The 21,529-nt window shown below is 61.0% G+C and carries 19 protein-coding genes; 9 read left to right on the forward strand and 10 right to left on the reverse strand.

The window, feature by feature from the left end:
• Positions 1-31: 31 nt before the first annotated feature.
• The 3 genes from LVY65_RS05935 to LVY65_RS05945 form a co-directional block, all read right to left on the reverse strand.
• Positions 32-307 (reverse strand): hypothetical protein, encoded by a 276-nt coding sequence (locus tag LVY65_RS05935; protein ID WP_235067061.1) that lies wholly within the window; start codon positions 305-307, stop codon positions 32-34.
• 14 nt (positions 308-321) lie between these two features.
• Positions 322-2,256 carry a toll/interleukin-1 receptor domain-containing protein gene (locus tag LVY65_RS05940; protein ID WP_235067062.1) on the reverse strand — a complete coding sequence of 645 codons (1,935 nt, stop codon included), beginning with the start codon at positions 2,254-2,256 and terminating at the stop codon, positions 322-324.
• 89 nt (positions 2,257-2,345) lie between these two features.
• The gene (locus LVY65_RS05945; RefSeq protein ID WP_235067063.1) at positions 2,346-2,975 is read right to left on the reverse strand and encodes a hypothetical protein; all 630 of its coding nucleotides are present in this window, start codon (positions 2,973-2,975) and stop codon (positions 2,346-2,348) included.
• A gap of 93 nt (positions 2,976-3,068) precedes the next feature.
• Between LVY65_RS05945 and LVY65_RS05950 the strand changes: the two genes are divergently transcribed.
• Positions 3,069-3,689, forward strand: coding sequence for a class I SAM-dependent methyltransferase (locus tag LVY65_RS05950; RefSeq protein ID WP_235067064.1), 621 nt, complete (start codon positions 3,069-3,071; stop codon positions 3,687-3,689).
• Between the two features lie 24 nt (positions 3,690-3,713).
• Here LVY65_RS05950 and LVY65_RS05955 read toward each other — a convergent pair whose 3' ends face one another.
• The 3 genes from LVY65_RS05955 to LVY65_RS05965 form a co-directional block, all read right to left on the reverse strand.
• Complete coding sequence (locus LVY65_RS05955) at positions 3,714-4,628, reverse strand: sulfotransferase domain-containing protein (protein ID WP_235067065.1); 915 nt, start codon at positions 4,626-4,628, stop codon at positions 3,714-3,716.
• A 461-nt stretch (positions 4,629-5,089) separates the two neighbouring features.
• A complete protein-coding gene (locus LVY65_RS05960) occupies positions 5,090-5,659 on the reverse strand; it encodes an OsmC family protein (RefSeq protein WP_235067066.1) in 570 nt (189 codons plus the stop codon).
• Between the two features lie 20 nt (positions 5,660-5,679).
• On the reverse strand, positions 5,680-6,594 hold the full coding sequence (locus tag LVY65_RS05965; protein WP_235067067.1) for a diiron oxygenase: 915 nt from the start codon (positions 6,592-6,594) through the stop codon (positions 5,680-5,682).
• 255 nt (positions 6,595-6,849) lie between these two features.
• Between LVY65_RS05965 and LVY65_RS05970 the strand changes: the two genes are divergently transcribed.
• Positions 6,850-8,400 carry an alpha/beta fold hydrolase gene (locus LVY65_RS05970; RefSeq protein ID WP_235067068.1) on the forward strand — a complete coding sequence of 517 codons (1,551 nt, stop codon included), beginning with the start codon at positions 6,850-6,852 and terminating at the stop codon, positions 8,398-8,400.
• Between the two features lie 55 nt (positions 8,401-8,455).
• Positions 8,456-9,238 carry a rhodanese-like domain-containing protein gene (locus LVY65_RS05975; RefSeq protein ID WP_235067069.1) on the forward strand — a complete coding sequence of 261 codons (783 nt, stop codon included), beginning with the start codon at positions 8,456-8,458 and terminating at the stop codon, positions 9,236-9,238.
• A gap of 89 nt (positions 9,239-9,327) precedes the next feature.
• Here the strand turns inward: LVY65_RS05975 and LVY65_RS05980 are convergent, their stop codons facing one another.
• The gene (locus LVY65_RS05980) at positions 9,328-10,782 is read right to left on the reverse strand and encodes an MFS transporter (RefSeq protein WP_235067070.1); all 1,455 of its coding nucleotides are present in this window, start codon (positions 10,780-10,782) and stop codon (positions 9,328-9,330) included.
• Positions 10,783-10,865: 83 nt separating this feature from the next.
• Between LVY65_RS05980 and LVY65_RS05985 the strand changes: the two genes are divergently transcribed.
• Complete coding sequence (locus LVY65_RS05985; protein WP_235067071.1) at positions 10,866-11,294, forward strand: helix-turn-helix domain-containing protein; 429 nt, start codon at positions 10,866-10,868, stop codon at positions 11,292-11,294.
• A gap of 110 nt (positions 11,295-11,404) precedes the next feature.
• On the forward strand, positions 11,405-12,364 hold the full coding sequence (locus LVY65_RS05990; protein ID WP_235067072.1) for a threonine ammonia-lyase: 960 nt from the start codon (positions 11,405-11,407) through the stop codon (positions 12,362-12,364).
• Between the two features lie 41 nt (positions 12,365-12,405).
• Here the strand turns inward: LVY65_RS05990 and LVY65_RS05995 are convergent, their stop codons facing one another.
• Positions 12,406-13,098, reverse strand: coding sequence for a Crp/Fnr family transcriptional regulator (locus tag LVY65_RS05995; protein ID WP_235067073.1), 693 nt, complete (start codon positions 13,096-13,098; stop codon positions 12,406-12,408).
• 153 nt (positions 13,099-13,251) lie between these two features.
• Between LVY65_RS05995 and LVY65_RS06000 the strand changes: the two genes are divergently transcribed.
• Both LVY65_RS06000 and LVY65_RS06005 read left to right on the forward strand, forming a co-directional pair.
• On the forward strand, positions 13,252-14,061 hold the full coding sequence (locus LVY65_RS06000) for a sensor histidine kinase (RefSeq protein WP_235067074.1): 810 nt from the start codon (positions 13,252-13,254) through the stop codon (positions 14,059-14,061).
• A gap of 110 nt (positions 14,062-14,171) precedes the next feature.
• On the forward strand, positions 14,172-15,614 hold the full coding sequence (locus LVY65_RS06005) for a DUF1254 domain-containing protein (RefSeq protein WP_235067075.1): 1,443 nt from the start codon (positions 14,172-14,174) through the stop codon (positions 15,612-15,614).
• A gap of 164 nt (positions 15,615-15,778) precedes the next feature.
• On the opposite strand, the gene LVY65_RS06010 is transcribed toward LVY65_RS06005, so the two are convergent.
• Together LVY65_RS06010 and LVY65_RS06015 are read right to left on the reverse strand one after the other, a co-directional pair.
• Positions 15,779-17,269, reverse strand: a complete 1,491-nt coding sequence (locus LVY65_RS06010; protein WP_235067076.1) for an alpha/beta hydrolase — start codon at positions 17,267-17,269, stop codon at positions 15,779-15,781.
• The gene (locus LVY65_RS06015; protein ID WP_235067077.1) at positions 17,270-17,683 is read right to left on the reverse strand and encodes a DUF2147 domain-containing protein; all 414 of its coding nucleotides are present in this window, start codon (positions 17,681-17,683) and stop codon (positions 17,270-17,272) included.
• A 211-nt stretch (positions 17,684-17,894) separates the two neighbouring features.
• Between LVY65_RS06015 and LVY65_RS06020 the strand changes: the two genes are divergently transcribed.
• Positions 17,895-19,382 carry an ATPase domain-containing protein gene (locus tag LVY65_RS06020; RefSeq protein ID WP_235067078.1) on the forward strand — a complete coding sequence of 496 codons (1,488 nt, stop codon included), beginning with the start codon at positions 17,895-17,897 and terminating at the stop codon, positions 19,380-19,382.
• The gene (locus tag LVY65_RS06025) at positions 19,379-21,439 is read left to right on the forward strand and encodes a hybrid sensor histidine kinase/response regulator (RefSeq protein ID WP_235067079.1); all 2,061 of its coding nucleotides are present in this window, start codon (positions 19,379-19,381) and stop codon (positions 21,437-21,439) included. Before LVY65_RS06020 ends, LVY65_RS06025 begins: the two co-directional genes overlap by 4 nt.
• Positions 21,440-21,529 lie beyond the last annotated feature (90 nt).

Below are 21,529 nucleotides of genomic sequence, written 5' to 3' on the forward strand. Positions count from 1 at the left end.
GAATGGCTGGATTGCGGTCATCATCCCGAAACTACATCACCGCTTCGCTGCCTTCCTGTGCGAGCGGGCATTTCTTGACGCCTGGGGGATGGAGATGATTTCCGTGCGGCGTGTAGCCGGCTAGGATCATGCGATCCAGCTCTGCCTGGTCCTTGGGCATTGGCAGTACCAATGGAGCGCTACTCTTGGGTGCCTGTGTAACAAGCACCTCATTCGGCTCGCGGGGCTCGGGCGAAGCTGCGCCCTCCCGCGGTTCGCTGTTGCAGGCCGAGGCCGCCAGCGCCATCAGCAGCACAAGATGTTTCATCGCCATTCCTTTCGTTACGCGAGCGAGCAGAAGCGAGGACGTGCAGCATCCCTACAAATGTCCGGCGGGTTTGGGGTCGAGCGCCAATAGCCGATGAGCCCGAGCTTACGAAGTAGATCGGCATAGCCGGGCTCCGCGCGCGCCAAGGCCATGTTGGGCTCAAACAACACTTCCGCGTCGAAAAGGCCGCGGGTGCGTACAAGATTTGCTGCAGCCTTGAGCGCTGATTCACGAGCGCCAAGCGCTGCAAGCACTCCAACCACGACCTTGTCATTGTAGCGCGTGTCGCCAGCAAAGCCTTCGAGGTCGACGACCGACTTGGCGCGAAGCGCGGGGTTCCCGGATTTCAAGGCCGCGAATGCTTCAGCTAGCGTCTGTCGCTGAATGCTGGTCAGCGGGAGGTCAGGCGCGCTCAGCTGAGTAATCGCTTCATCATAGCGGTGGGTCCACAAGGCGGACTTGATCTTAAGCAAGCGAAGCGACGTCGCATCCGGCCAAAGCTCGAATGTCGAGCTGAGAACCCGGTCAGCCTCGTCATTGCGTCCAGTCATATAGAGCGCCTGAGCGAAACGGAGATTGCTGAATGGAGCCAGCGGCCGCATGTCGCGCGCCCGCTCATATTCCTCTACGGCCTCCTCCATTCGCCCGACCGACGCCAGGAAATCGCCATAGGCCTGACGCTCGCAACCGCACTCAGTCGGCCGCACGCTCAGCGCCTTCTTCAGCAGGGCCTCTCGTTCGACAAAACGGTCTAGCGGAAGCAGCCCCGCGAGCGCCATGTACCCCTCGGGGTTTTGGCTATCCAGCTGCATCGACTTGCGCGCCGCGGCATCCGCTTCGGTGCGCAGCTGATTTGCTTCGGCCGACCGTGATGCGACGAGTGGTACGGCCGCTAGAGCCAGTGCCGACCAGCCGAAGGAGAAATCAGGTACTGCGACCGTGACCCGCCTTGCTGCGTCCAGCTCCGCCGTTTCGTTTGTCGATCCGCTCCAATGTTCGTTGCACCATTTGAAGTACAAAGAGAGTGCCTGGTCAGACATGCGCTTCTTGTAAGAGGACGCACCCCACAATCCGCAGCGCACGACCTGGCTTGCGCCCACGGCGGCCTGACGAGCAGCAACAGCGTCGGCGGCTTCGTGCTCGTATGCGTTGGACCACAAAACCACGCCTGAGCGCTGGTTCTTCAGATTGACCGTGTAGCGCACGGCGGGGCCGAGCCGACTGACGCTTCCGTCCATAACGAAGGGCGCCTTCGCGCCAGCCTTACGGTCGGCAGGCGAGATCACGGTGACGGCATTCTCGGCGCCAAAGGCGGCGACGATTTCCTGCCCGAGCATATTTGGAGTCTCCCGAGGTAGGTCCGTGGAGGCCAGGGAGAATTGCCCAATTGCAACCCTTGGCTCGACATTGCCGGACCCCGCCGAAACGCGGGCATAAAGGAAGGCGCCCCCGGCAAGCAGCAGGAGCGCGGCGGTTGAGGCAAGAGCCCAGGGGCGCGACATGATACGAGTGCGCGAACCGGAACCGTGCGCCGGGAATGCCGCTTTGGGCTGCGCCATGCCGCCGGTCTTTTCTGCGATTGCCACCTTGAGCGGGACGAGCGCGGGCGATTGCGGCTGCCCATTCCAGCTCAAGAGGTCGATCGTATGATATTGGCGAAAGCCCAACGGGGGCAGGCAGCCGTCGAGACTCACCGGAACGAGCCGGTTCTTGTCCCGCCCGACGGCGGCTTCGTCACGGACCCAGCCGGAGCGAACCGACTTTTCGGTCCAGCACGCGATCACGACATCGGCGGACTCCAATGCGCGTTCGATCGCGTCGGCGAATACTTGCCCGCCCGAGATATGCTGGTCCCACCAGACCTTGTGGCCCTCACCCTCCAGTGCAGCCGCTAGCGGACCAACCTGGCTGGCGTCCTCGCGCGAGTAGCTTAGGAACAGCGATGCCATCCAGCTCCCCTATTGGGCGACCATTTTGCGCCGAACGGTCCGGCCGTTCAACTTTTGTGAAGAAACCGCATAACGATGCTCCAACCCCCTTACATCGGCTGCGGCGCTGGCAGAGGCGGCTTGTGGTACCTGCAGGTCACCTTCGGGTTAAAGGGCGAGTAAGCGCCGTTCGGATTGTCCCGGAAAACCCACAGATGCTGCTCGTAGTGCGGCTCCCATCCGTGCGCCTCATCCACTTTCGTGTTCGGGTCGTCCTTTAGCAAAGGGTAGGTGCGGCCATGGAATGTCGGCGGCTCCTTATTCCTTTGGTGCCACGCCGACGCGAAAACCAAATTCTCGACGGCTACCAGTTGTAGCGAGCCATCGGGCTGAGGCTCGTACACGAGCATCGCCGGCTGGCGGAAATCGGTGTGCGTGCCGGTGCCATGAACGCGCCCGCTGCCAGGCGGCGCAGGCTTGGGAGGAAGCCCGAGCATATCGCGGCGGACGTAGTGCAATCCCATTGTGCCCATCGCTGCGGGATGGCCCAGCATCTCGGCGGTCACGCATTTGTTGTCGGTCGTAAAGCCTTCGGCCTTGGCGACGTTCACATCGCGATACTTTTCAGCGATTGATCGCACCTCATCGAGCGTGGGTTCCTGCTCTGCCGTTTGGCATCCGGCGTTCAGGAACAGTGGCGCGATAATGAACAATAACCTGGACCAGTGACGCGTGCGCATAGCGATCTCCGCGAACTTTGCAGGGGGCAGGTAAGTGTGCGCGCAAGTATGGCCTGTGGCAAGCGGACACGCCGTTGTTATAGACAAGCAGTGATGACTTCCAACGACCAAGAACACTGGACCCATGTCTACGAGGGGAAAGCCCCCACAGAGGTGAGCTGGTACCAGGCTTCTCCTGAGCCTTCGCTCCGTGCGCTCAGCCGATTTGGAGCGCACCCGTCCTCGGCATTCATTGATGTGGGCGGCGGTGCGTCGAACCTTGTTGACGCGCTCCTAGAACAAGGCTGGCAGGACATCACCGTGTTAGACATAGCCGCGCCCGCCCTTGAAGCTGCCAAGTCACGGATTGGGCCGATGGCAGACAGGGTCCATTGGGAAGTGGCCGACATCACTGAATGGACACCGGCCCGCAAGTTTGACGTTTGGCACGACCGGGCCGTTTTCCATTTCCTTACTGAACCCAAACAACACGTGGCCTATCGTCAAGCACTCTTGAAGGGACTTGCTGCAGGTGCGCTGGCAATCGTCGCCACATTTGCGCTCGATGGGCCAGAACGGTGCAGCGGGCTGCCAGTGCGGCGCTATGATCCGGCAAGCCTGGCCGACGCTCTAGGGGAGTCGTTGCAACTCATTGACGCATGGCGAGAAGTGCATGTCACCCCGTGGGGTGCGAAACAGGCATTCAACTGGTGCGCTTTCCGCCGGGTTGGCTGAATATCCGCAATGTGCAGAAAGCGACTATCTCGTCTCCGCTGCCAAGCCCCGATGCACGGCTGTGACAATGAGGGGCGAGCAACCCGAATAGCCGAATGAGGGGTCCAGGTGCTTGGCAAAATATGCCTCCACGCGGCTTTGTTCGTCCGGGCTTAGTTTGGCACGAAATCCACCGGACTTCCCGGAACGCACCTTGTATGACTCCTGGTTCCCCGCCCTGCCGGGGCCCATCCGCCCCGATGAAAAATACCCCTCGCGCTCTTTCTGCCTGAGGTTGTCGAAACGTGCGAACTCTACCGCTTCCGTGATGTCTGCTTCGCTGCTTTTCAGCCCGACGAAATCGGAAAGCGCGCGCAGGGTCAGCTCCGGTTTGCTTAGGAAATCCTCATAACGCAGGATCAAAATATCGCCGCGCTGTTCGGACAACACCTTCCACTGGTTGAGGAAACGCACGATCGATGGGATGCCGCCGTGCTTCGTCCAGATGAAATCCTCAAGCGGTTGTTGGGCAAGCCGTTGACGAGCGGGATCAAGGCTGCGGTGCCTCAAATGATAATAGCGCGAAACGATGATGTCGCCCGGATGGCGCGCAAGGAGAACGACTTTGCGTCCCCGATATGCCTTACGATTGATGGCGATCTTGCCGGGCCGGCGCATCGCGTCGCCGTTGTGGGTGAACAGGATGCGCGGAACCGCGAGAGGAGCTTCGCGGAGCGTCGCAAACTTCAAAACTTCGCGCTCGTCGATGCCGAATTGCTTTTGATACAGCCGGGCCAGCATGACGCGGACGAAGGTCCGGCCCGATTTTGGAAAAGACACCAGCGCCACGTCAGCGCTGTCGAGTCGGTCAAGGTCGCGCCAATAGCCGGCTAGGCCGAACGCCTTGGAGCTCGGAATCTGGCGCATCAATTGCGCGGCAACTTTATGGAGCAGGGCCATTTTGGGGTCCGTGCTTATATACTCCGGCGGGTCGATGGCGCCATGGGCTTTCTCCCCCTGCGATGCCGGCCTTCGGTTGCAGGCTCCCATTGGCGATTTGATCGTCCGGAGTCCGCCATCTTGCCCCACCCGCCAAAGCAAAGATACTAACTAAAGATAGCTTCTGCCCGGTCGCCAACGACCCTAGGAAGCTCTTCGGCATGAGGGGGAGAACATGCCACCCCCAGGGAAGAACCCCCGACTGGCCCCCGACAGTCGGGGGTTTTCTTTTTGCGGAACGCAGCGACGCGAATGGCGTTCTTTGGCCCGACGCGTTTTGTGGTCCTTGGACAGGCCCGCCGGTGCGTGCCTTCCGGCGGGCCTAATTCCAACTGCAAAGCCGGGACCGGGCTTCCCACGGAAATCCGGTCCCGTCGCAAGGTGCCGCCCCGGGGTGGGGGGAAGGGCGGCGCCCGCCTCGCCTAGCCTTCCACCTGGAGCGTCGCGTTCAATCGAACGGCGCGGGCAAGATTGTCGAAATTGGGCGAGGTCGCCTGCACCTCGGCGTGGATCTCGGCGAACTGCTCCGCCGTGCCGTCGCCGGCGATCCGCACCACATATTCCAGGGCGGGATAACCCGGCGGCACTGCGTCCGAGAGGCCGAAGAAGCCACGCAGGTCGAGCGTGCCCCGGGTCTCGATTTCCAGCTTGGAAAGGCTGATCCCGCGATTGGCCGCGCCGGCGACATAGCCGACCGTCATGCAGGCATTGAGCGCCGCCAACAGCAGTTCCTGCGGGTTGGGCGCCTCATTGCTCCCGAAGATCTGCTCGGGCTCGTCAGCCGTGATCGCGAAATCGCGGTCGATCGTTTCGCCATTGCCCATCACGATCGGCGCCGGGCGGCTTTCGCTGCGCAGCTGGCCGGTCCAGCGGGTCGTCACTCCGAACTCCAATGTCGCATTCTCGGGGTTGGCGCTGGCATCGGCGACGAACGCCTCGATCGCGTCGACGTCAATGTCGTTGACGATTCTCTTCATGATCGGACTCAACATGATTTTATCCTTGGGTAAGTTCAGCAAAAGCTGGGGGCGAGTGCGTCGATGCGCTTCAGCTCGTCCGGCGAAAGCGCGCCCAGGGTCGCCCGGAAATTCTCGTGGCGAAGGCCCGACCCGATGTAGGTCCAGCGAAGCGCCTGGTGCTGCTGATCCTCCAGCGCCCTGCGCTCATCGTCGCTGAACGTCCGTCCGGTCGCCCGCTCGAGCGCATCGAGGTTGAACTTGGACTGCTGGAGCAGCCCGGTGTCCATGAAGCTGCAGATCGTGATCATGCCTTCTACGGCCGAGCGGATCTGCTCCTCGCTCATCCCTTCTGCGAGCACCTCTACGATCAGAGTGTCCAGCTTGGCGTGCTGCGCCTCCTCGATCCAGTGGCAACGCAACAGGTTGGCGAACAGCGGATCCAGGTTCGCATCCGCACGAACGCTTCCGACATAATGGCTCTGCGTCATCCACTCGATCATCAGGATGAACAGCGCGACGCTGAGCGGTTCATGGGCCAGCACAACTTTGGCCACCGCTTCCGGCGGGCCGATCACTTCGCAATCGATTCCGAAGTCCCTGGTGAAGGTCTCGTGGAAGCGCTTGAACAGCTGGATATGCTTGGCTTCCTCCGCCGCGAAGTTGAGCATCGCACGGATCCGATGGTCGTCGGCAGCCGGCAGTTCGGCACGGATATGATCCATCACGAAGGGCAGGATGAATTCCTCGACCAGGCCGAACAGGCACAGATAGTCGTGCGCCCGGATATGGTTCAGGGTCAGCCGCTCCTTGCCCGACAGCATCGGCAGCGGAGCGGTCCGGGCCAGACTCTCCGGCAGGAACGGCCGCTTGAAATCGAGTTCCGCATCAGGGCTGATCACATCGTCGATCTGCCAAGCGGCGCGGGTCGAGGCGGCGAGGATCGCCGGATAACGAAAGTCATGAAACATGATGTCACTCCTTTGCCGGTTCAGAATAGGGGATAGAGTGCGGCGGCGAGCGACAGGCCGGCAAAGGTCAGCGCGCCGAACGCGCAGGCCAACCGGTCTTGGCCGTAGGTGGAAATGAACATGGTTTTGCTCCGTTGAAGCGAACCCCATCTCGTCCGCATCGCTCGATTGGGCCTTCAAGGTGGAAGCAGCCGTGGTAAAAAGCGTTGGAATGGCGGTCCTTCGGCGCCATTGTCCGATTCCACGGTGGGGCGGATGTCGATGCAACTGCGCTTGCTGGGTCCAATGGCGGTCATCCGCGAGGGCGAGCCTTTATCGCTCCCCGCCTCGCGCAAGACTCGCGCGCTACTCGGCTATCTCGCGGCCGAGTCCCGCCCGGTCCGCCGCGACCGGCTGTGCCATTTGTTCTGGGAGATCCCCGACGACCCCAAAGGTGCGCTCCGCTGGAGCCTGAGCAAGCTTCGCGGCCTGTTTGGCGACGCGATAGTCGCCGACCGCGAAACCGCAACGCTCGATACGAGCCGCATCGCGGTCGATTATCTCGACCTTCGATCCGCAATTGACCATGACCTGGCCCGCTCGGACGAGGAACTGGAGCAGCTTTGCTCGGCGGCCACAGGCCTGTTCCTCGAAGATCTCGACCTCGCCAATTGCGACGAATTCAACGCCTGGCGGATCGCCATATGCGAGGACGCCCGCTCCTGGCTCGACCGCGTTACCGCCGAGCTCGTCTCGCGCGACTTAGCCCCCGACAGGCTGCTCCCCTACGTCCGCGGCTGGGTTGAACGGAGCCCGCACGACCTAGATGCCAACGAGGCGCTGATCAGGTTGCTCGACGCCGCCGGCCGCGATGGCGAGGCGGAGCAGCAGCGCTCGCTCGCCATCCGCCGCCTCGGCGATGCCGGAATCCCGGCAACTGCTGTGCTTCGCGACGCGCCGGTCCCTGTCCAGTCTTCAGCCCTGAAGCCCGCACCGCTGAAGCAAGACATTCGCTTCTGCTCCGCCAGCGACGGAACCACGCTTGCATATGCGGTTACCGGTTCGGGCCCGCCGCTGGTCAAGGCAGCCAACTGGCTCAATCACCTAGAGGCCGACCTCGCCAGCCCGCTGTGGCGACACTGGATCAAGGCGCTTTCCAGCATCCGTTCGTTGTGGCGCTACGACGAGCGCGGCAATGGTCTCAGTGACTGGAACGCGCCGCTCAACTTCGACGCGTTCGTCAATGACCTCGAAAGCGTTGTTGATGCCGCCGGCCTCGACCGCTTCGATCTGCTCGGGATCAGCCAGGGTGCCGCGGTCGCGATCGCCTATTCGGTCCGCCATCCCGAACGCGTCAGGAAAATGCACTTATGGGGCGGCTACGCGTTCGGCTGGGTCCACCGCGGCGACCCTGAGGAGATCACCCGGCGCGAAATGATGATTGAATTGACCCTCCAGGGCTGGGCGATGGACAACCCCGCCTATCGCCAGATGTTCACTTCACTTTACCTGCCCGAAGCGACCAAGGAGCAGGCCAATTGGTATAATGAGATGCAGCGCGTCACCACGTCGCCGGAAAACGCGGCGGAGCTGCAGCGGGTGTTCGGAAGGATCGACGTGCGTGACCTGCTCGGCAAGGTGACTACCCCGACCCTGGTAGGCCACAGCACGCGCGACGCGGTCGTTCCGTTCGAAGCCGGTCGGGTGCTGGCCGCCCGGATCCCCGGCGCCCGCTTCATTGCCGTCGAAAGTCCCAACCACCTCCTTCTCGAAACCGACCCCGGCTGGCCCAAATATGCGCGAGTGGTGGAGGAATTTCTGGAATGAGCATGCAAGTTTCGGGGTGAAATGACCGTTCATTGGATAAGCAAAGGAGGCAATCATGCGCCAGCTTTGTGCCGCTTGGGCCGCAATCATCTTGCTAGGGGCGACATCCGCTGTAGCTCAAAACGTGTTCAACGCGACGTTGGGTGAGGCCAATCAGAAGACAGCAGAAGTCTCCACGCAGGAACTGAAGCAAATTATAAAGAACGGCGACACTGTTCTGTTGGATGCGCGACCTCCGATGGAATATGCGATTAGTCACATACCCGGTGCTCTGAACGTTGCGCCGCAGCCCGGCCGTCCCGCCCACCTGTACATCTCTGACGTAGCCGAGGTCGGACGCCTGCTGGGTGGTGCGAAGGAGAAGGCCCTCGTTCTTTATTGCAATGGTCCGTTTTGCGGGAAGACAAAGCGGCTCGCGACCGAGCTGCTAGGAGCCGGGTATACGAATGTAAGGCGCTATCAACTTGGGGCCCCTGGCTGGCGCACGCTTTCAAGTGAGGCAATGCAAACGAACCTAGCCGCATTGCACTACATCACTGGTGACAAGACGGCAGTTTGGATTGATGCGCGAGAACCGGCTGCGTACAAGGCCGGTACCATTTTGGGAGCGCGCAATATTGCGGCTAGTGGCCTCCTTCCCGGGAAGGACCAAGGGGTGATGAAGCAGGCCAAGGATGATGGCCGGCTGCCTATGGAGGATCATAACACGAGGATCATCGTCGTCGGATCAAATACAAAGGATACGCGCGCGGTAGCCGACGCAATCGCCAGCGAGGCCTTTCACAACGTGTCATTTGTCGTAGAGCCTATCGCACAGGTGCAGCAGGCGCTGCGATAGCTGGCAAATCAGTAGACACCCGTGTGAATTTCCAATGTCGGATGGCAGCGAATTTTCAACTGACGTCATCGCTCAGTTGAAAGCGGATATCAGCCGCCCGCCATCGCCATACTTCGCGACCGTGCCAATGCACCGCATGCAACTGCAATAAGGATTGCGCCTACGATCAATATGGTCGCGACTGCAAAGGTCGTCTGCATACCGGTGGTCACTGCCTCGGCACGCGCAGTAGTGATGTCGTTCGTCGCGTAGCCGAATGCAAACACCGCTCCCATGGCCGACGCGCCAGTAACGAGTCCAAGATTGCGCGATAGGTTGAGCATCCCCGAAATCACGCCCCGCTCGTCAGTCAGAGCGTTCGACATAACGGTGGTGTTGTTGGCCGCCTGAAACAGCGCGTAGCCGGCGGTAATGACCGTCATTGGGCCGACGTAGCCCGCAATTCCGAAGCTCGACGGAATGATGGACAGGCCGAGAGAACCGGCCGCCATTGCGATCAATCCAGCGATGGTCATCCTCTGCGCACCAAACCGATCGACGCTCCGGCCAGCCGGTACGCCTGACAGTGCCGCGACAATCGGGCCGATAGAAAGGATAAGTCCGACGGCTGCCGCGCGAAGCCCGAGCGCAAGCGAGAGATAGAATGGACCAACTACCAGCGTCGCCATCATCACCGTCGAGACGAGTCCGCTCATGGCCAGGCTCGAACTCATCACCGGATTGCCGAATATTGCCAGCCGGACCAGAGGCGCGGCAGCCCTCGCCTCGACAAGCAGGAAGAGGCCGACGCCAAGGATAGCAGGCAGCAGTAAGGCCAGGTTGAGCAGCCCGAATTCGCCCCTCCTAATCGTCATTGCGAGTGCAAAAGCGGCGAGCGTCAGCGCAAGCAGAACCGTTCCCGCGACGTCAAAGCCGGGTCGATCGGCCTTGGCCGCGACGCGGTCGATCGGCAGGTAGCGATACGCAAACCCAAGGGCGACGATACCCAATGGGACGTTCACCAGGAAGATCGCCCGCCAACCGAACCCGGCAATCAAGAGTCCGCCAAGCGACGGGCCAAGTGCGGTCCCTACTGCGGACATTGATCCGAGCATGCCCATGGCGCTCCCGGTTCTCTCCTTCACAACCGTCTCAGCCACAAAGGCCATGGTGAGGGCCATCATGATCGCCGCCCCAACGCCTTGAACCGCACGTGCCGCAATCAGCATCCCGAGCGAGGGCGCGATTCCACTTAATCCCGAGGCAAGCGTGAACAGGCCAATCCCTGCCAGAAGCAGCCGCCGCCGCCCGATGATGTCGCCGAGCCGTCCGACGCCGACGATTAGGGTAGTAATCGCCAGCAAATAGGCGAGAACGACCCACTGGACCTTCTGGAACGAAGCGTCGAACGCATCGGCAAGCGAGGGCAAGCCTACATTGGCGATGCTGGTACCAAGCGATGAAAGCAGCATCGCAAGCGAAAGGCTGGCCAGCGCCCAGTTGACGGCGGGTGCGCCAATCGCGCTTCCTGGGCCTTCTGCATACGCCTGGCGCTGAACGTCCATTTCATTTCCTCTTGCTTGTGTTTCAGAAGCAGCGAAGGCATTGTGCCACTTCAAGTTCACTTGAGGTCAAGAGGAAACTCGGCATGGATATAACGGAAGTGGCAAAACGCTCCGGAGTGCCCGCCTCGGCGCTTCGATACTATGAGGAAAAGGGGCTGATCTCGTCGATCGGCAGGCGTGGCCTGCGCCGTGTTTTTGAGCCCGCGGTTCTCGAGCGGCTCGCACTTGTCGGGATCGGCCGCGCCGCCGGCTTCTCGCTCGACGAAATGGCGAGCATGTTCGCACAAGACGGACGTCCAAGAATCGATCGGAAGCAACTTGCGGAAAAAGCGGACGAACTGGACCGGCTAATCAAAAAGCTGACCGCCATGCGCGACGGCCTGCGCCACGCAGTTGCTTGCCCCGCACCAAGTCACATGGAGTGCCCGACGTTCCGCCGCATCCTGAGCCAGGCGGTCAAAGGCGCATCATCTCGCAAGCGGCCGACCGCCAGGCTTTCGGTGATCGGGTGAAGGAGCCGGAATTCTTCTCCCCACAATTGGTGGAAAGCGATCAATTGCTGGCTTACGGCTGGACGGACGGCACTGCGGCTGTGGATGATGCAGATTAGCGAGGAACGAAGATGATTGAACCGGTACGGCCGATCTCAATCGACGACATCGGGCAGGCGCGCGCCAGGATCGCGGGAACCGTGCTTCGTACGCCGTTGGTGAAACTAGAGATGGGCGACGGCGCGCCGGACATTCGCCTGAAGCTCGAGAACCTGCAGCCAACCAATGCATACAAGATTCGCGGCGCGACGAATGCCGTTGCACGACTCTCCAACGCCGAGCGCGCGCGCGGTGTCTGGACGATTAGCGCGGGCAATGCCGGCCAAGGCGTTGCCTATGCCGCGCGGCAGATCGGCATTCCCTGCACCGTTGTTGCGATCGAGACAGCGCCGCAGACCAAGCTCGATCGCATGCGGGCGCTCGGCGCGACCATTGTGCCGGTGACCTACGACGACGCCTGGAAAGCTGCGGAAAGCCATGAATTTCCCGGCCTCGATGCGACCTTCATCCATCCTTTCGACAATCATGATTTCATCGCCGGCCACGGCACCATGGGCCTTGAGATATTGGAGGACGCGCCAGACGTTCGCACCGTGATCGCCGCGATCGGCGGCGGCGGGTTGATCAGCGGGGTCGGCAGCGCCATCAAAGCGAGACGCCCGGATGTCACCGTCCTTGGCGCGGAGCCCGAAACAGCCGCTCCCTATGCCCTATCATTGCGCGAAGGCGGCCCTCGTAAGTTCCCCGACTGGCAAGCTTCCTTTGTCGACGGTGCAGGTGGGAAAAGCGTCACCGAACGGATGTGGCAGCGGATGCGGCCGGTCACGGACGGGACGATCACCATCTCGCTCAAGCAAACCGCCGAGGCCATGCGCCTGATTGCCGAGAAGTCGCGGACAATCGCGGAGGGAGCAGGCGCACTTTCGCTTGCCGCCGCACTCACCGGCCAGGCAGGGCAAGGCCCAATCGTGTGCATCGTTTCCGGAGGCAACATCGACCTCAACAAGTTCGCTGAACTCGTCGCGACATAGTCTCCGCAGAACTCATTGGGTCTATTGCCAGCACGCCAAGATTAATCGCCATCGGCGATATGTCGCAAAAGGCCGGGATCGATAATGCGGATTTCCCGGTATCCGACCGCAACGAGTCCTTGCCGTTCCAGGTCTTTTAAGACGCGGCCGACGGTCTTTCGGGAAAGGCCGCCAATCGCTCCGAGCTCATCCTGGCTGACCTGCACGATTATTGGACCCTCGGGCACCGCGCCCCACCGCAGATTGGCGCTGTGCAGCAGGACCGCAATGCATCGGCGCCGATTGTCCTGGATGAGCAAGTCGGAAGCAAAGCCCACCACCGCTTCCGAGAATATCGTGGCCAGGTAACCGAAATGCCGCCACCACACCGGCCTCTCATCCAGCATTCGCTTGATCGCGCTCGATTCTAGATGAGCGATCAATGTTCGTTCCCGCGCGACGTGGGTGGCGGTGCGGGCGGTTCCAGTGAACAATGGAACCATGCCTGACCAGATGCCAGGCCCCATGATGTAAGTCAGCTTGGCGTCCCTTGGTCCGTTCGTCGAAGTTACCGCCATCGAGCCGGAAGCAATTGCGAAAATGCCCGACTCCTTCATCCCGGCATAGGCAACCGTCTGACCCGAATCGTACCAACGAAAGTAACATGCGGACACGACAGCGTCCCGAAACTCGGTCGGCGTTCCGCTCAGCCAACTTTGCTCTAGCAGGAACGCCTTGGCTCTCTGGCTGTCCACCCCACCCCCCCCAACCGATACTAACGTGCGTCAACTAAACAGCACAAAAAGACCGATTGGGACATACGGGACAATCTCGCGTGGGTCAGGCTGGTAACTTTTCCTTAATCCTGAGACGCAGGGGCATCAGGTTTGGGATTAAGGGTGGGCGCGATGGCCGATGGATCGCCGATGTCGGACGACAGTATCGCAAGCTATTTTCGCGGGCAGGACGCCGAGCGGCGCCGCATCGGGCAGGAGCTTCACGACTCGACCGGCCAGCTGCTTCTCGTGCTGCGCCTGAATATTTTGCAGCTGCATAGCGCGCATTCCGAACATTCGCCTGGTGGCCTGCTTGATGAAATGACCGATACGATCCATGCGATCGAGAGCGAAATCAGGACCATTTCATTCCTCCATTACCCGAAGGAGCTGGATGGCGGCGGTCTGGCTCAGGCGATCCATTCCCTTGCAACCGGATTTGGCAAGCGGGCCGGGATCGAGGCTCAACTGGAAATTGATCCCGAAGCAGCTGGAGCTTCCCATGCCGTTGGTCAGGGATTGTACCGGATTGCCCAGGAAGCCTTGGTCAATGTCCATCGGCATTCTCGCGCATCGCGGATTGCAGTTAGGTTGAAAGTTGAATCGGGACTGATCCAGCTGACCATTGACGATAACGGCCTGGGCGTTGCCTCCTGCCCAACATTCGAAATTCGCGGCGGCGTCGGGTTGGCGAGCATGCGGCAAAGGGCCGAACTATTGGGTGGGCAGCTTTCGATCCACCGACTCCGGCAGGGCACGAGAGTGCTCGCCATCATTCCTACTGAACCAGTTCCGATGAACAGGACGCCGGGCGCGCCACATTCGGATAACGCCAGCCTATGTTCCCCGCAGTCGCGATTTGTCGCCGGAAATTTGCGGCAACGAGTAACGACGCCGGCCAAGGCCATGCCCTGTCCCGCCGAGCTACTGATGACCCTTTAGGAATGCCCGCAATCTCTTCCGAACGTCATCCTAGGGGATTTGCCCGATAGGCACAGAACCCGACGCTGAAATATGCCCCTGGGCCTACCCTACCGATCCAGGAGAGCCCCATGACCGCAGCCTTGACCCGCAGAACAGTTGTTACCGGACTGGCCCTGGTCGCCATTTGCCAGCTCCTGCCGGCATGCAAGCAAGCTGGCCCGGGCGGGCAGGTTGCGGAGAGCGGCATTACCCCTGCCGAGGTGCGGGCGATCGCCAAGGAAGCCTATATCTACGGCTTCCCGATGGTGGACAGCTACCGCATCCAGCACGCCTATTTCGTCGACAAGGCCAATCCTGAATACAAGGCGCCCTTGAACACGCTCGTCAATATTCCTCGAGTATACACCCCTGCCGACACGGCAGTTCAGACCCCCAATTCGGATACGCCTTATTCCTTTGCCGGACTGGACCTGCGTACCGAACCCATGGTGCTAACCGTGCCGCCGATCGAGAAAGGGCGCTATTACAGCGTCCAGCTGATCGACGCCTACACCTTCAACTTCGATTATATCGGCAGCCGCACGACCGGCAACGACGGCGGCAGCTATGTCATCGCCGGGCCAGGCTGGAAGGGTGAGACGCCCAAGGGGATAAAGAAAGTCTTTCGGTCTGAGACCAATCTCGTGTCCCCCGTTATTCGCACGCAACTCTTCAATCCCGCCGATCTCGACAATGTGAAGAAGATCCAGGCCGGCTATAAGTTGCAGCCGCTTTCCGCATTTTTGGGACAGCCGGCGCCGACAGCCGCGCCGCCGATCAACTTCATCAAGCCGCTGACCCCGGACGAGGAGAAGACCTCGCTTGAATTCTTCAACATCCTCAACTTCGTCATGCAATTCGCTCCGACCGTTCCATCTGAGGAGGCGGTGCGTGCGCGCTTCGCCCGGGCGGGAATTGCTGCCGGTAAGACGTTGGACGTGGGCTCGCTCTCGCCCGAACTGAAAGCTGCCTATCAACAGGGAATGGCCGACGCCTGGGCCGATCTCGCCAATCTTCAGAAGACGGAGCTTGAAACTGGGAAGGTGACGTCCGGGGACCTGTTCGGCACGCGCACCTCCCTCAAGGATAATTATTTGTACCGCATGGCGGCCGCAGTGCTCGGCATTTACGGCAACTCCAAAGAGGAGGCCATGTACCCGATGTACGCGGTCGACGCCTCCGGCCAGAAGCTCAATGGCGCCAACAAATATACCGTGCACTTTGGCCCCGGCCAGCTGCCGCCCGTAAACGCCTTTTGGTCGCTGACGATGTATGAGCTGCCGAAAAGCCTGCTCGTAGCCAACCCCATCAACCGCTACCTGATCAACTCGCCGATGCTGCCGCAACTGGTGAAAGATCCTGATGGCGGCATCACCCTCTACATCCAGAATGAATCGCCGGGGAAGGACAAGGAGCCCAACTGGCTGCCGGCGCCCAAGGGGCCGTTCGTCTCGGCAATGCGCCTTTACTGGCCCAAGCAGGAAGCGCTCGACGGGAAATGGAAGGCGCCTCCAATGACCAAGACGAACTGATCATTTCATGGCGCGGATTGCTTCGACGGCATCTTAGTTGCGTGCAAGGCCAGGCGATGGGTCGAATACGACATGGTCATAGTGCCGCAAGGCAACCATCGATCGAATCCCTTAGATTTGACCAAGGGATTTTCACCTAGGACCGGCAACGAACCGGGTGGCCGCTAATGGTGAGTAGCGACCAAATCGGAATCGACGGACGCCCTGACGTCCGCGTCGATCAAAGCCCAGAAAGGGTTGCTTCGCGGGCGGGTCAGCGACCCCAGATCGACGGTGACCGCGCCGCTCTCCCCCCGATATAGCCAGGTGCCGATACTGGGCAGGCCATTGCGCCCGCTGCCTGGAAGAACCCCGTAGGCCGGGTCGTTCGGCGGGAACGGCAGGGCGACGTGGCCAACCGAGACCAAAGTCTCCGGCCACTGCAGTGCAGTATCCTGCACGGCGACGCTGCCATCCGGCGTCATGTGGCGGACGCTGACCCGGCGATCCCGGCTACTGGTATTGCTGACGACATCCAGCGTGTACGAACGTGCCCCAGTCGCCAGCCGATTAATCAAGGCGCCGGCGGCGGGCCGTTGCACGCTTCCCAAGGCATCGTGTCGATTGACGTCGAACAGGACCAGTCGGTGCTGGGGCCCGCGCAATTTGGCGAACAGGATGTTTGCCACGCCTTCCGCGCCGACGGTCGCATCGACTACCGACTGAAAGGCGATGACCGGCGGCATCCTTCCGATACGGCCGGTTTCGACCGCTTTTTCCAGCTCATACTGCAAGATCTTGGTTGCCCGGTTGACCTGTCGCGTCGCATTGATGGGAAAGGAATTGAACTTGTAGGGATCATATTCGACAGCCACCTGCTGCCAGCGGGCTTTCTGGAGCTGCGGGATCGGAACTACCGTGAGAATCTCCAGCAGGTTCGCCACGTCGGCGACCTTCGTAATTTCAATGGCCGGGGAAATCAGCAGGACGCGATCGGGCTTCCGAAGCGCAGGGTCAGCCAAAGCGTCGAGCGCATATTCCAGCGCCAGGGTCCCGCCCGTGGAATAGCCGCCCACATAAAATAATTGGCCCGGAGGCGTATGAGCTGCGACGTCGCGCGCGGCGATCCGCACCGCAGCCGTCCAGTCTCGAACGGTCATCTTGGTCATCATCGAAGGAAATGTGCCGTGCCCGGGCATTCGCAAGACCGTCACCTCGAATCCCTTCGCGTGAAGGGACTCGGCCAATGCCTTCATGGAATAGGGGGAGTCGGTTAAACCATGTATCAGCAGGGCATGGCCGATGGCGTCGGGTTGCCTCAGGCGGAACGATCGGTTGAATGGCGCGCCCGCGACAAGGCGGTTCACCCGGCTGGCTGGATTGAACCGGCTATAGATATAAGCCTCGTTCTTTACGTTCCACCTAGCCGCGCGGTTACGCATTTCGGCAAACAGCCGATCTTCAAGCTTCAGGTAGCCGTCGAAGTCGAGATTGCCGTCCCGTTGCGCCGAAAACTCTTGGGCCAAAATGTCGGTATGCCATGGTTGCAATGATGGCAGCGTGCTCGATGCATAGACTGCAAATCCAACCAAAATTGCCGCGCATAAAGCGACGGCCAGCGCGGCAAGACGAAATCCAAGGCGCCAAATCCGCTTTAAAGCCGGGGCTAGGTTCATCTAGTCGCGCTTCCAGGTTTCCGCCTCGCAAATCATCATGACGCAGCCCTGGACCTTGAGCGTGCCGTCCGGGTTCATCGAAATTTTGCCCGAATAGGTTTTGCCGGTTTCCGGATCGTACAGCTTGCCGCCGGCCCATTTGCCGGGCGATGACTGCTTGAAGCCCATGACAGTCTGCGATCCGAGGATTCGCCGGCCCTTCAGCGCCGCATTGGGGTTTTTGGAGTCCAGGTCATTGGTCTCGGCGGCGGGAAGCCACGAGACCACGCCGCACAGCAGGCTGGCGTCACCGGGGCATACGCCCATTCGAACCTTGCTTCCCCCGCCCTGGACAATCCACTCACCCTGGATGGGATCGGCCGCGGATGCGGGCGATGCCAGCAGAAGTCCGGCAGCAATTATAACGAAGCGCATGGCGATCTCCCGTAAGTCGAACCAATCATGAAGAACTGATCGGCCAATAGCCGAGCGCGCGTGCGGGCCGTATCGGGCTTAACCCCGACGGCGTAAATTGAACCAGATATGGTGAAAATCAGACGGTAGCGCGTGGATAGCGCGACCTCCGGCGGCACTTTCATCCTTCAAGCAGCCGGAACTTTTCGCGGCCTGAGCGTTACTTGTCCGAATGAAATCAGAAAGTTTGAAAGCCGGGACCGGGATCGAGGGCCTTGACGACATCCTGGTAGGCGGCTTTCGCCGCGGGCGGGTTTACCTGTTGGAAGGAAGCCCGGGCACCGGCAAGACAACCATTGCTGCCCAGTTCCTTCTGGAGGGCGCCAAGCATGGCGAGCCCGGGCTCTACATCACTCTTTCCGAGACCGAAGAGGAGTTGCGCGAAACGGCGGAGTCGCACGGCTGGACGTTCGGGTCGCCCAACGCAATCTTCGAACTCGTCCCCCCCGAAAGCCTGCTCGACGATCAGCAACAGCAAAGCCTCCTCTACTCATCGGATCTTGAACTTGGCGAGACGACCAAGCGGATCTTCGAGGCGATAGAAGGCAAGTCGCCGAAGCGAGTGGTCCTCGACAGCCTGTCGGAAATCCGCCTTCTCGCTCAAAGCTCGCTGCGTTACCGGCGCCAGGTGCTGGCGCTTAAGCATTATTTCTCGCGCAATGACGCGACCGTGCTGATGCTCGACGATCTTACTACCGAAAATCTCGACAAGACCGTTCACAGCGTCGCTCACGGAGTCATCCGCCTGGAGGAGACGGCACCCGACTATGGCGCGGAACGACGGCGGCTGCGGGTGATCAAATATCGCGGCCAGCGCTTTCGCGGAGGCCATCACGACATGGTGATCGAGACGGGCGGAGTGCGGGTATTTCCGCGGCTCGTCTCCGGCGAGCATCGCACCGAGTTCAAACGCGAAACGATCAGCAGCAATAGTCCGGCGCTCGATAAGCTGCTTGGCGGCGGGATCGAGCGCGGTTCCAGTACCCTTGTTCTCGGACCGGCCGGAACCGGCAAATCGCTCGTCACCTTGACCTTTGCCGTCCAGGCGGTCGAGCGCGGCGAAAAAGCCGCGTTGTTCATTTTCGACGAAGAACTCGGGCTGCTGTTCGAGCGGGCCAGGGGCCTCGGGATCGACCTCCAGGCACTCCAGGATGGCGGAAACCTGTTGATTGAGCAGGTCGATGCCGCAGAAATGAGTCCGGGCGAATTTTCGCAACGAGTACGATCGTGCGTCGAAAGTCTGGGCGCGCGTACCGTCGTCATCGATAGCCTCAATGGCTACCAGCAGGCGATGCCAGAGGAAAAGCAGCTGGTCTTGCACATGCACGAGCTTCTGCAGTTCCTGAATCGCCAGGGTGCGAACACCTTCCTGACCGTGGCGCAGCACGGCCTGGTCGGGGACATGCAAGCGCCGGTCGACGTCACTTATCTCGCCGACACGGTCGTCCTCCTTCGCTATTTCGAGGCGGCCGGGCGGGTCAGGCGCGCCATTTCGATCATCAAGAAGAGAACCAGCGCGCATGAAGATACGATCCGCGAATATCGGATCGGGTCCGACGGCATTACGCTAGGTGAACCTCTGACGAACTTCCAGGGCGTTCTTCGCGGGGTGCCTGAATGGATCGGTGAAAACACCCTATTGAACGACGGCCTTGCGTGAGAAAGCCACGGCCCGAACGGGCGCTCATCCTCGCTCCAATTGGCCGCGACAGCGAAATTGCCGCCGGCGTCCTTCTGGAAGCAGGCATAAGGAGCGTTTCCTGCGATTGTATCGAGACGCTGGTCGCCGAACTCGAATCGGGTGCGGGGTTTGTGCTGGTGACGGAGGAAGCCTTCCTTGGCTCGGATCTTCGCGGCCTGTCCGCCTGGATTAATTCGCAGCCCGAATGGTCGGATATGCCCTTCGTGCTCCTCACTCACCGCGGCGGAGGCCTGGAACGCAATCCCGACGCCGGGCGGTTTCTCAACACGCTCGGCAACGTCACCTTCCTGGAGCGGCCATTTCATCCGACCACACTGGTCAGCCTCGGGCAATCCGCCCTGCGTGCCCGCAGGCGTCAATATGACGCCCGAGCGCGATTGGAAGAGCTTCAAGAGAGCGAGGATCACTTTCGCCATACGGTCGAGCTGAACCCTCAGGTCGCATGGACGGCGGCGCCCGACGGCGAAGTCGACCAAATGTCTCCGCGCTGGTTCGAATGGACCGGCAGAACCGGCATCGGGACGGATGTCAATTTCGCAATTCATCCCGATGACGTTGGGCCGGTCATGGCCGCCTGGTCACATAGCTGCGCAACCGGCACCCCTTATGACGTCGAAGCCCGCGTTCGAATGAAGGACGGCGGCTGGCATTGGATGCATTCGCGCGCGATGCCGCGGCGTGACGGGTCCCGAAGCATCATCAAATGGTATGGCACGACCGACGATATTCACGAGCGAAAGGCCATAGAGGAAGATCTGCGGCAAAGTCGCGTCGACCTTCAGCGCGCCAACGAGACGCTTGAAGCCCGGGTGGACCAGAGGACTCGAGAGCGTGAGGCCGCGCTCGCCAAGCTGCACGAGGCCCAAAAGCTCGAAACACTCGGCCAGCTGACCGGGGGCGTGGCGCACGACTTCAACAATTTGCTTACCCCGGTAATCGGCAACCTCGATCTGCTTCGACGGCGGCTTCCCGCGGGCGACAAGAGTCACCGCTTGATCGACGGTGCGCTGCAAGCCGCCAGCCGTGCGGGTACGCTGGTCCAGCGGCTCCTGGCCTTTGCCAGGCGGCAGGACCTCCAGCCGAGGGCGGTGGAAATTGGAGTCCTCTTGGATGGGATGACCGACCTGCTGCAGCGATCGATAGGCCCGACCGTCAAGGTCCGCTTCGACAGCCAGCCGGGACTCCCGCCTGCCCGCGTCGACCCCAATCAGCTCGAACTGGCGATACTCAACCTGGCCATCAATGCCCGCGACGCCATGCCTTCGGGGGGAACACTCTGGATCGAGGCGCTATCCGAAACTGTTGGGACTGACGACAGGCTGCCGCCAGGCGACTATGTTTGCATTACCGTTCGAGACACGGGAACGGGAATGAGCCCGGAAACGCTCGCACGGGCGATCGAGCCCTTCTTTTCGACCAAGGGCGTTGGCCAGGGGACTGGGCTTGGCCTTTCGATGGTACACGGCCTTGCTGCCCAGTTGGGCGGCATGCTCGACATCAAGAGCGAGCCCGACGAGGGAACCGCCGCCGCGATCTGGCTTCCGGTTTCGACAGACACGCCTGCCACGGAAGTCGGCGATGAGGCGACCGTGACGCTGGCCCGAGAGGCGGCGACCATCTTGTTGGTCGACGACGAGGACATGGTCCGGACTGGGACAGCCGAAATGCTTACCGATCTGGGATATGAAGTCGTTCAGGCAAGTTCCGGTGCCGAAGCGCTGCGCATGTTGCGATCCGGGGTTGAGGTCGAACTGCTGATTTCGGATTTCCTGATGCCGGGTATGAATGGAGTCGCACTGATCGAACATGCCACCGCGCTGGCAAAGGACATGAAGGTGCTGCTGGTGACGGGCTACTCCACCATTGCGGAAGGCCCCGGCGCCCAATTTCCGAGGCTCGGCAAGCCCTATGGCCAGGCGGAATTATCGCGCTGGATAGCCGACTTGCTGAACCAGCAGGATGGCGGTGAAGTTCTACCGTTCGAGCGGCCGAAGCGACAGAAGAAGCGGGATTGAACAAAGCATCTTTGGCTTTCGAGAGGCAGTGGTTGCGTGGGCCCTAGCCGCCGTCCGGCGAGGAGATCACTCCGGCATGGCTTCGCCGCT

Origin of the sequence: Sphingomonas cremea, assembly GCF_021502585.1 — a bacterium.
Taxonomy (GTDB): Bacteria; Pseudomonadota; Alphaproteobacteria; order Sphingomonadales; family Sphingomonadaceae; genus Sphingomicrobium; species Sphingomicrobium cremea.